Source organism: Arthrobacter sp. RT-1, from assembly GCF_003367205.1.
GTDB lineage: Bacteria > Actinomycetota > Actinomycetes > Actinomycetales > Micrococcaceae > Arthrobacter.
Genome location: NZ_QRGQ01000025.1, coordinates 20,739 through 29,361, shown reverse-complemented (window position 1 = coordinate 29,361; position 8,623 = coordinate 20,739). Strand labels below are relative to the sequence as shown.

At 67.3% G+C, this 8,623-nt stretch carries 9 protein-coding genes and 1 pseudogene; 2 read left to right on the top strand and 8 right to left on the bottom strand.

Annotated elements, in window-relative coordinates:
* Positions 1-491, bottom strand: a pseudogene (locus tag DXK94_RS21545) (HNH endonuclease); the annotation flags it as partial.
* A gap of 335 nt (positions 492-826) precedes the next feature.
* Between DXK94_RS21545 and DXK94_RS17190 the strand changes: the two are divergent.
* Complete coding sequence (locus tag DXK94_RS17190) at positions 827-1,339, top strand: hypothetical protein (RefSeq protein WP_115525871.1); 513 nt, start codon at positions 827-829, stop codon at positions 1,337-1,339.
* A 39-nt stretch (positions 1,340-1,378) separates the two neighbouring features.
* On the opposite strand, the gene DXK94_RS17185 is transcribed toward DXK94_RS17190, so the two are convergent.
* The 6 genes from DXK94_RS17185 to DXK94_RS17160 form a co-directional block, all read right to left on the bottom strand.
* Positions 1,379-2,860: an amidohydrolase gene (locus DXK94_RS17185; RefSeq protein ID WP_115525870.1), complete on the bottom strand. Its 1,482-nt coding sequence runs from the start codon at positions 2,858-2,860 to the stop codon at positions 1,379-1,381.
* Positions 2,857-3,240, bottom strand: coding sequence for an RNA-binding S4 domain-containing protein (locus DXK94_RS17180; RefSeq protein WP_079599096.1), 384 nt, complete (start codon positions 3,238-3,240; stop codon positions 2,857-2,859). The genes DXK94_RS17185 and DXK94_RS17180 overlap by 4 nt, the downstream gene beginning before the upstream one ends.
* Positions 3,241-3,287: 47 nt before the next feature.
* Positions 3,288-4,415 carry a sulfite oxidase gene (locus DXK94_RS17175; protein ID WP_258868590.1) on the bottom strand — a complete coding sequence of 376 codons (1,128 nt, stop codon included), beginning with the start codon at positions 4,413-4,415 and terminating at the stop codon, positions 3,288-3,290.
* A gap of 121 nt (positions 4,416-4,536) precedes the next feature.
* The gene (locus DXK94_RS17170) at positions 4,537-5,397 is read right to left on the bottom strand and encodes an SDR family oxidoreductase (RefSeq protein ID WP_115525869.1); all 861 of its coding nucleotides are present in this window, start codon (positions 5,395-5,397) and stop codon (positions 4,537-4,539) included.
* A gap of 4 nt (positions 5,398-5,401) precedes the next feature.
* Complete coding sequence (locus DXK94_RS17165; RefSeq protein WP_079599099.1) at positions 5,402-6,406, bottom strand: aldo/keto reductase family protein; 1,005 nt, start codon at positions 6,404-6,406, stop codon at positions 5,402-5,404.
* A 27-nt stretch (positions 6,407-6,433) separates the two neighbouring features.
* Positions 6,434-7,219, bottom strand: coding sequence for a hypothetical protein (locus DXK94_RS17160; protein WP_115525868.1), 786 nt, complete (start codon positions 7,217-7,219; stop codon positions 6,434-6,436).
* A 160-nt stretch (positions 7,220-7,379) separates the two neighbouring features.
* Between DXK94_RS17160 and DXK94_RS17155 the strand changes: the two genes are divergently transcribed.
* The gene (locus DXK94_RS17155; protein ID WP_115525867.1) at positions 7,380-7,748 is read left to right on the top strand and encodes a YchJ family protein; all 369 of its coding nucleotides are present in this window, start codon (positions 7,380-7,382) and stop codon (positions 7,746-7,748) included.
* Between the two features lie 42 nt (positions 7,749-7,790).
* Here the strand turns inward: DXK94_RS17155 and DXK94_RS17150 are convergent, their stop codons facing one another.
* Positions 7,791-8,615: a hypothetical protein gene (locus tag DXK94_RS17150; RefSeq protein ID WP_115525866.1), complete on the bottom strand. Its 825-nt coding sequence runs from the start codon at positions 8,613-8,615 to the stop codon at positions 7,791-7,793.
* Positions 8,616-8,623 lie beyond the last annotated feature (8 nt).

Genomic DNA, 8,623 nt, shown 5'->3' with positions numbered 1-8,623 from the left:
GGGCGAAGACTCACATTGCGTTCGGTCACGGCACGGCTGGCCCGCCGCGCCACGGACTTCGGGTCCCGCCGGTACGCCGCGGCACGGACAGCGGAAACAATGGCGCGGTCCCCGAACCCGTCAAGGGTGCCGGTGTCCGCGGCGAGCTCTTCGTCCACCGCCTGCCGGTCCTCGGCCGACAGGCAGGCTGTTTCCCGCACGACCAGCGTGGCGCGCCATTCATTCAGCTGCCCGTTCCGCAGGGCGGCGAACGTTCGCGGCATTTCAGTGACCAGGGCTTTGCCCAGGCCCAGCAACCTCCCGCCCCGGGACGGCGACTCGCGCCGCCCCAGCGCAATTTGGGCACCCACGCCGGCACTGAGTTCATCGGCAGGAACCCCGGCCGCGGCCTGGACCCGGCGCTGGAACAAGTCAAAGGCAACAGCAATATCGGCCTGCTTTGCAGCCGCAGCTGACTTCAAATCCTCCAGCTCCCGCAGCTGATCAATCATGCCCGCACCATCAGCACAAACCCGCACCGCATCCAGGGCCTCCCGGACAGCGGCAATCGACGTGACAGCCGCCAGAGCCTCCCGGACAGCGGCAATCGACGTGACAGCCGCCAGAGCCTCCCGGACTCCAGTGATCGACCGCCTAGCAGCCTGAGTGTCCAGCGCAGCTGCAACCGGCGGCACACCAAGAATCCCCGCCCCGCTTACCCCTGCCAAAGCCCCAACCGCTTCCATAAACAAAGTCTTCCAGCAGGGTGTGACAATTGCCGGGAGCCAAAGTTCCTATGTGGATAACGTGGCCCAGACACCCGGAAGGGATCCTGTTCAATGGGACTATGCAATTCACCAGGAAGGGCCTGAAAGCCGAGGGCTTCGCAGGGTTCCGGCCCATCCAGGACCTCGAGATCATGAGGATTCCGCAAACCACCGGACTGTTCGCCGTCCTACGCCCGGAAAACTTTCAGCCGCGCTACCTCAAGAAGAGCACCGCCGGCGTCTTCAAGAAAAAGGACCCGACCCTGCCGGAGTCAACAATCACGGCGGAATGGGTAGATGACGCAGCCGTCCTCTACATCGGCAAGGCGGGCCCGGGCAGCAAAGGCAACCGCGGCCTCCGCCGCCAGATCCAGGAATTTGTGGACTTCGGCCAGGGAAAGCCGCCGGGGCACTGGGACGGCCGACTGATCTGGCAGCTTGCAGACGCGGGCAGCCTCCTGATTGCGTGGAAGGAACTGCCTGCAGGGCCACTCAGTACCGCAGAAGCGGCTTACCACGCAGCCTTTGTCGAGGAATTCGGGAAACTACCGTTCGCCAACCTGGTCCAGGCGCGGACCAAAGCCGGAAGCTGACGCGCGGACGAACCTGACAACAACGAAGGGTGCGGCGACTCAGAAACCAGCCAGGCCGCCGTCGTACGTAAAACGCCCGCCAAGCAATGTGGCGGCCACAGGCATCGACGCGAGGTCAGGGTCCGCAACCGACAGCGGGTCGGCGTCGAGCAGCACCAGGTCAGCCGGGTCGCCCATCCGGACCACGCCGCGGCCGCGCGTGGAGGCAAGTAGCGCCTGCTCCCGCGTTACGGCCTCCTGTGGCTGCCAGGGTTCCCGGCCGTCGAAGGCCGAGCGCGTGGTGGCGGCCGACATGGCGGCCCACGGATCAAGCTGAGCCACCGGAGCGTCGGAGCCAAGAACCAGCGAAGCGCCGGCATCCAGCAGCGAACCCAGCGGAAACGCCCGGTCAGTCCGGCCAGGCCAGTTGGACTCCGCGGCGTCCCGGTCATCCAACGCGTGAAGGGGCTGGACACTCGCCACCACGCCCAAGGCTCCGAACCGCGGGAAGTCCTCCCGGCGGATGAACTGGGCATGCTCGATCCGGCCGCTCACGCCGGCCCGCTCAAAGGCGTCGAGAGCCACCCGGTTGGCGGCATCGCCGATTGCATGGACGGCCGGAACGAACCCGGTGTCCCGCGCCCGCTCCAACAAAGCCTGCAACTCCGGCTCGCCCACCGTCAGTAACCCGTGCCCACCGAAGGGGTAAGGGTCCACGCAGAAGGCAGTCCGCGTGTTGAGCGAACCGTCGATCAGCACCTTGAGCGGCCCGGCATGGAGCAGCCCGTGGCCACCGTCCAGCTCCTTGCCCGTCTTCATGCCCGCTGCAACGGCCCGCTCAAGATCCGCCGGATAGACCCCGGCCTCAACCCGCAGGGAATCGAAGCCCGCAGAAATCCGGCGCAGCCACGGGTCCCGGTTCCACGTCATTTCAAAATCGACCACGCCCACCACGCCCCTGGCGGCGGCAGCATGCCCGGCCTTGCTGACCCACTCGTCCACCACGGAATCGGGCAGCCGGCCCAGCTCCCGCGTCAGCAGAAACGCGGGTTCCTCGCGCAGCAGCCCGGAGGCGTCCACTTCGAGCGCATACAGCCTGGCGGCAGCCGAGTTCACCCACACGCAGTGCAGGTCGTGGCTGATGAGGGCAACGGGCCGTTCGCCGGTGGCGGCGTCAAGCATGTCCAGCGCAGGGGCGTCCGGCCACAGGGCATCGCGGAATCCCACCCCTACTGTGACCGCCGCCCCGCCGGGCTTTTCTGCCACAAGACAGCGGCCGACGGCGGCAGCAGCCTCGCCTGCCGACGTCGCCTTGGAGAGGTCAAGCCTGTTGGCGTGCATGGCCCATTGCGTGAAGTGGACGTGCTCGTCCCAAAGTCCGGGAATGACGTACCGTCCACCGCAGTCCACCATTGGAACATTGCGGGGCAGGCCCAGCGGTGGGTCTGCACCAATCGCGGCGACCACACCGTCCCGAAGGTGAATGTCGGCAACCGTATCCGAACCGGGTTGGCGCACGGACGCGAGGACCAGGTCCGTCATGCAGGGCCGCGGAGCCGTTCCATCTCGCGGCGATCCTTCTTCGTGGGCCGGCCGGTACCCCTGTCCCGCTGCGGCAGGCCGAGCGCCGGCGCGATGGGCCGCGGCGGGGTGTGGTCCGTGAAACAGTGCGAGGCCGCTTCCGCGCCAACACGCTTGGCGATCAACCGGCGCACTTCAAGGATCCGCTCGTAGCCCGGCATCCGAACGGTCACGGTATCGCCGGTCACCAAGGTGGCAGACGCCTTGGACGGGCTGCCGTTCAGCCGGACATGCCCCGCACGGCAGGCCGCCGTCGCGGCGGAGCGGGTCTTGTAGGCGCGGATGGCCCACAGCCACGCATCAATACGGACGCTGGCGGGGGAGGAAGGAAGGCTGGTCATGGCTGGCACCGAGTATAGCCCGGCACCTTTTGATATTCAGCGCACGCTCATTCAACCGTCACGCTGACGCGCTGCACCATGTTGTTGCCCAGCCCCTGGTAATTCCAGTTCTGTTCCAGCGGCTGGGTGGCGCCGGTGGCATCCGTCGCCCTGCAGGAGAGCTCATGCACGCCCGGATCCGCCACCCACGGCAGCGTCCACTTGCGCCACGCGAATCCGCCGGCCGGCTTGTCCAGCTGGGCGGGCAGCCATGTGCCGTCGATGCCCACTTCGACGCGCGTCACCGCACCCTCGCCGGACCATGCCCTGCCCTGCAGCAGCACCGGTCCCGGTGCCAGAATCCGCTTCCGCGTGAAGAAGTCCGGGACGCCCGGCGGGACCATCAGCGACCGCACCCTGATCCGCGAAACCGGTGTGCCGGCGTCGTCCGCGGAGTCCTGGAAGCGGTAGGCGACCCGCTGCTGGTAGCCGGCAAACGGGGCCGTGACCACCTCGATGGACTGCAGCCACTTCACGCTGGCCATGCCGTACCAGCCGGGGACCACCAGGCGCAGCGGATAGCCGTGCTGGGGCGGCAGTTCGGTGCCGTTCATTTTGTAGGCAAGGACGACGTCGGCGCGCAGCGCTTCGCGGATCGGCAGGCTCCGCGCGTAATGGTGGGGGACGCCGCCCTGGACCCCGGCATCGGCCCCGGTGAAGACCACCTCCACAGCGTTCTCCAGCACTCCCGCCTTTCCCAGGAGGTAGGCGAGGGGAACGCCCGTCCAATGCGCGGTGCCCACTCCTTCCATGACCCAGGGCTGGCTCATCGGCCGGGGCGTGAGGAGGGATCGGCCGTTGCCGGCGCATTCGAGGGTGACAGGCACGGTGATGGCGGGGTCCTTGCGGAGCGCGGCCATGCTCAGTTCCAGCGCCCGCTCCACCGCCCCGCTGATCCGGAGGTGCCAGGAGGCGGAATCGATATCCGGAATGTCGAAGTGGGTGAGGACGTAGTGCAGTCCCGGGGGAGTGACGTCCCGGCGCAGCGCCTCCAGCGGCATGGAGTGGTTCCGCGCGGAAAGCTGCAGCTCCTCCGGTGTCAGGGGACCAGTGGTGGGACCGGCCGGAAGCGCGGCCGGTTCCCCACGACTTTCGGTTGGAGACGCGGACTGCAGGTTGTCGTGGATCTGCTTCATGGCGGGTGCGATTCTGCTCGGCGGGACGCTCTTGGGGCTCGATGATGCCTTGCCACAGGTTTACGCCCGCCCCCGCCGGCCCGTCAACGCCTTCCTGAGGCTTCCCCGGCGGTGGCGCCAGCTACAGAACCGGACGGGTCAGGAACTCCGCCAGGCTGATGGGGTCCTGGCCAGTGAGCCCGTGGACATCCGGGGAGACGCCGGCCATTTCCCCTGCCGCCATGGTCGTGTAGGTGCTGACCCAGGCGTCCAGTTGCCACTGCGGTACGCCGTACGGTGCCCGCGATGCATAAGCCTCGTCCACCGTTTCCGGTTGGAAGCTGACGGTCCGCCCGGTCCCTTCCGTGATAACTTCGGCGGCCCGCGCCAGGGTCAATTCCTCGGGGCCGGTGAGGTTGTACGTCTTGCCCTGGTGAATGGCGGGATCGCGCAGGACGGCCAGGGCGCAGCGCGCAATGTCTTCCCGGGCAACGCCGGCAAAGGTGCCCTCGCCGGCAGGGCCGCGGATCACGCCGTCCTCCCCGGCCAGGCGCGGGAGGAAGTCGAGGTAGAAGTTGTCCCGCAGGAACGTGTACTTCATGCCTGACGTCCGGATGTGCTCCTCCGTGGCGTAGTGGTCGCGGGCCAGCGTGAAAGTGGCATCCGGCGCCGCCCCATACAGCGAGGTGTAGACGACGTGCTCCACCCCTGCTGCGGCGGCTGCGTCCACGAAGGCGGCATGCTGCTGCACCCGGTCCTCGGTCTCCGCGGCGGATACCATGAACAGCACCTTGGCGCCGTCCAGGGCCCGGCGCGCTGCGTCGGAATCCGAGTACGAGCACACCACGGATGTTGCGTTGTCCAGTTGCGGGGCGCGGCCGGCGTCCCGCACCAGCAGGCGCTGGGCTGTACCGGCCGCGGCAAGCTGCCGGGCCACCATCCCGCCCAGCCCACCGGTGGAGCCGGTAACGGCGAGCCCGGGCAGATCCGAAGCGGACGCCATGGGCTTACGCCTCCCGCTTGGCCGGCGACTTGGTCTGCGCCGGGTCACGCTCGGCCAGCGACCCGATGGCATCGTCAATCTTTTTCAGGACCTCGGGCTCCAGCTTCACGCCGGCGGCCGCCACGCTGTCCGCGATCTGCTCCGGCCGTGACGCACCCACGATGGCCGAGGCCACGTTGGGGTTCTGCAGCACCCAGGCCACCGCCAACTGCGGCATGGAGAGGCCGGCTTCCTCAGCGATGGGCTTGAGTTCCTGCACTCCTGACAGGACGTCGTCGCGCATCCAGCGCTCGATCATCCTGGCCCCGCCCTTCTCGTCCGTGGCCCGGCTGCCCTCCGGGGCGGGCTGGCCGGGAAGGTACTTGCCGCTGAGGACGCCTTGGGCCATGGGCGACCAGACGATCTGGGACACACCCAGTTCCTCCGACGCCGGCACTACCTCGGCTTCGATGACCCGCCACAGCATGGAGTACTGGGGCTGGTTGGAGATGAGCTGGAAGCCCAGCTCCCTGGACAGTGCGTGGCCGTCCCGGAGCTGCTTGGCGGTCCACTCGCTGACACCGATGTAGAGCGCCTTGCCCTGCCGGACGATGTCCGCGAAAGCCTGCATGGTCTCTTCGAGCGGCGTCTCGTAGTCGTAGCGGTGGGCCTGGTAGAGGTCCACGTAGTCGGTCTGCAGCCGGCGCAGTGAGCCGTTGATGGACTCCATGATGTGCTTGCGGGAGAGGCCAAGATCGTTCTTGCCCTTGGGGCCGGTTGGCCCGTAGACCTTGGTGAAGATTTCCAGGGATTCGCGGCGCTCGCTTTTCAACGCTTCGCCGAGGACTGTTTCCGCTGCGGTGTTGGCGTAAACGTCTGCCGTATCAAAGGTGCTGATTCCTGCGTCGAGGGCTGCCCGGACACACTGGGTGGCGACGTCGTTTTCCACCTGCGAGCCGTGGGTGAGCCAGTTGCCGAACGTGATTTCCGAGACTTTGAAACCGCTGTTTCCGAGGTATCTGAATTCCATGGGTTTCACGCTAGCCCAGATGGTTGCTCAGGGTAAGGGCTGTTTGCCCTTCTCGGGAGTACCCGCGGGGGCTGACCTTTTCTGGGCGGGCGCCGAACCTTTCAGCACCTGCGGGCCGGTGAGCGACACGAGCGATCCGGTGTCCAGCGGTGCCAGCGGCTCGGGGTGCTGGGGTTTCTTGAAGGAGCGCGGAACCTCCCGGAGAGGGCGGTGGTTATGCAGGGACGACTCCACGAGCGGGGCCACCTCCACCACTTTCTCGGCCGGGACCTGTGGATCCGGCAGGTCCCGCACCGACAGTTTGATCTCCGGCGCCGCTGCGCGCGCCCTGGCCATGGCCCGGGAATCCGCCTCGGCAACGGCCGAGGCCCAGTCCTCAGCCAGGACCGGTGGTTCGCGGCGCGCGGCCGTCAGGGCGGGATGATGGACGACGGCGGTGCGCAGCGCCGACTTCAGGTGTGCCGGCTTCAGGGCGGCGCGCCAGTCGCGCGGCTTCCCTGCGGCAGTCCTGCCGAAGGTCCTTGATAGCAGCCCTGCCCGTGCCGGGCCGGACGGGGGTGCGGCGGCAGCACCGTCGTCGGACGCGTCCTTTTGGTCCGCGAGCCGCGTTCCGTACAGCTGGACGAGCGGGATGGAGTCCTTACGGACGCGCCTGCCGAACAGGCCCATCAGAACGGCCGCGGCCAGGCGGCCGACGCCGGCAAGCACCAGGGTGATGACCCCCAGCAGGAAGAGGACAAAAAACATCAGGAATGCGACGCCCACCGTGCCCAGGAAGGTCAGGTTGAGGATGAGCGTATCCGGATTGTCCACGTCATCTCTCCTCTCCGCCAGGGCAGCAGTCCTTCTCCACCATACGGATTTTTGCCGGAGCATGCCGCAGCGCGCAGCGGCGGGTCCGAGGTTGTATCGAAGCTGTTACCGGATATGACAACATCGGGATATGGCTGAAAATCGGGGACAGGAACGCTGCATGTGCCTGTCCGGAGAGCAATATGGACAGTGCTGCGGGCGGTTCCATTCCGGTGCAGCGGAGGCCGCCACTGCCGAACAGCTCATGCGGTCCCGCTACAGCGCATTTTTCCTGCTCGACGCCGGCTATCTGCTGCGCACCTGGCATCCGGAAACCGCGCCGGCCGAGCTTCGGCTGGACCCGGCCATGGAGTGGCGGCGCCTGGATGTTCTTTCCGCCAGCCGCGGCGGTCCGTTCGATACCGAGGGAACCGTCGAGTTCAAGGCCCACTACCGGGACGGGAACGGGCGCGGCGTCCTGCACGAGGTGAGCAGGTTCGCGAGGGAAAACGGCCGCTGGTACTACCTGGACGGAGAAGTCCTCGCCTGACGAGCGGGACAGGACTGAAGACGCCATGGCTCGCCCACCGGGTTACTCGTCGTTGTAACCGTCGTTCGGCGTGAACCCGGCCCGGTCCACTTTGCGGTGGAACCTCATCCCCGCGAGCCCGCCAAGCACGGCACCCACCAGGGCGACAGCCGCCACCACGACGGCGGCGATGATGCTGGTGGTGGTCAGCTGCCCCTCGTTGATGGGGATGCGGGGGAAGCTGTTCAGGTTGGCCAGCACATTGAACTGCTGGCCTGCCACCATTCCGAGGACGGCGATGACGATGGCGGCGATCAACGCCCAGATCCACACCATCAGGCCCTGCTTGGCGCCGTTGAAGCGCGCCATGCGCCCTGCAACGTAACCGCCGCAGTAGTAGGAGAGGAAGAGGATCACGAGCAGGATGATGATGCCCACCAGGCCTACCGTGCCCTGGTTCTGGGCGGCCTGGTTCACGGCTTCGTTGACGTCCGTGTTGCTCGCCAGGCCCACTGCGGTCCCGGCCGCAGCCACCAGGGCTGTCAGCAGGACCGCCATACCGGTGGCCGTCAGCCAGCCAAAGAAGGCCGAGCCCACCTTGATGCCGCCGAACTGCTCCTTTTCCCGCGCGACGGCGGTTTGCCGGTCGGTCAGGCCGGGGTCAACAACGGGCGCCGGGGCAGTCGCTGCAGGAGCGTAGTCCCGCTCGGCGTACGGCGCGGACCGCTCCGTATAGGTGGAGGCCGGTTCCGCATCTGCTGCCGGCACCTGCTCATAGGAGCGGGTGCTTTGGCTGTCCGAATCTACGGCACGGTAGCTTCCGCTCCGGTTGTCATCCTCCCGGGCTCGCCGCGGGGGCAGGTTCTCTGGGTCGGTTGAGCTGCTCATGGCTCAAC

Bases quoted from the DNA above. Each gene is read 5' to 3' on its own strand.
- DXK94_RS17190 (WP_115525871.1), top strand. From the start codon at position 827: ATGCAATTCACCAGGAAGGGCCTGAAAGCCGAGGGCTTCGCAGGGTTC.
- DXK94_RS17185 (WP_115525870.1), bottom strand. From the start codon at position 2,860: ATGACGGACCTGGTCCTCGCGTCCGTGCGCCAACCCGGTTCGGATACG.
- DXK94_RS17180 (WP_079599096.1), bottom strand. From the start codon at position 3,240: ATGACCAGCCTTCCTTCCTCCCCCGCCAGCGTCCGTATTGATGCGTGG.
- DXK94_RS17175 (WP_258868590.1), bottom strand. From the start codon at position 4,415: ATGAAGCAGATCCACGACAACCTGCAGTCCGCGTCTCCAACCGAAAGT.
- DXK94_RS17170 (WP_115525869.1), bottom strand. From the start codon at position 5,397: ATGGCGTCCGCTTCGGATCTGCCCGGGCTCGCCGTTACCGGCTCCACC.
- DXK94_RS17165 (WP_079599099.1), bottom strand. From the start codon at position 6,406: ATGGAATTCAGATACCTCGGAAACAGCGGTTTCAAAGTCTCGGAAATC.
- DXK94_RS17155 (WP_115525867.1), top strand. From the start codon at position 7,380: ATGTGCCTGTCCGGAGAGCAATATGGACAGTGCTGCGGGCGGTTCCAT.
- DXK94_RS17150 (WP_115525866.1), bottom strand. From the start codon at position 8,615: ATGAGCAGCTCAACCGACCCAGAGAACCTGCCCCCGCGGCGAGCCCGG.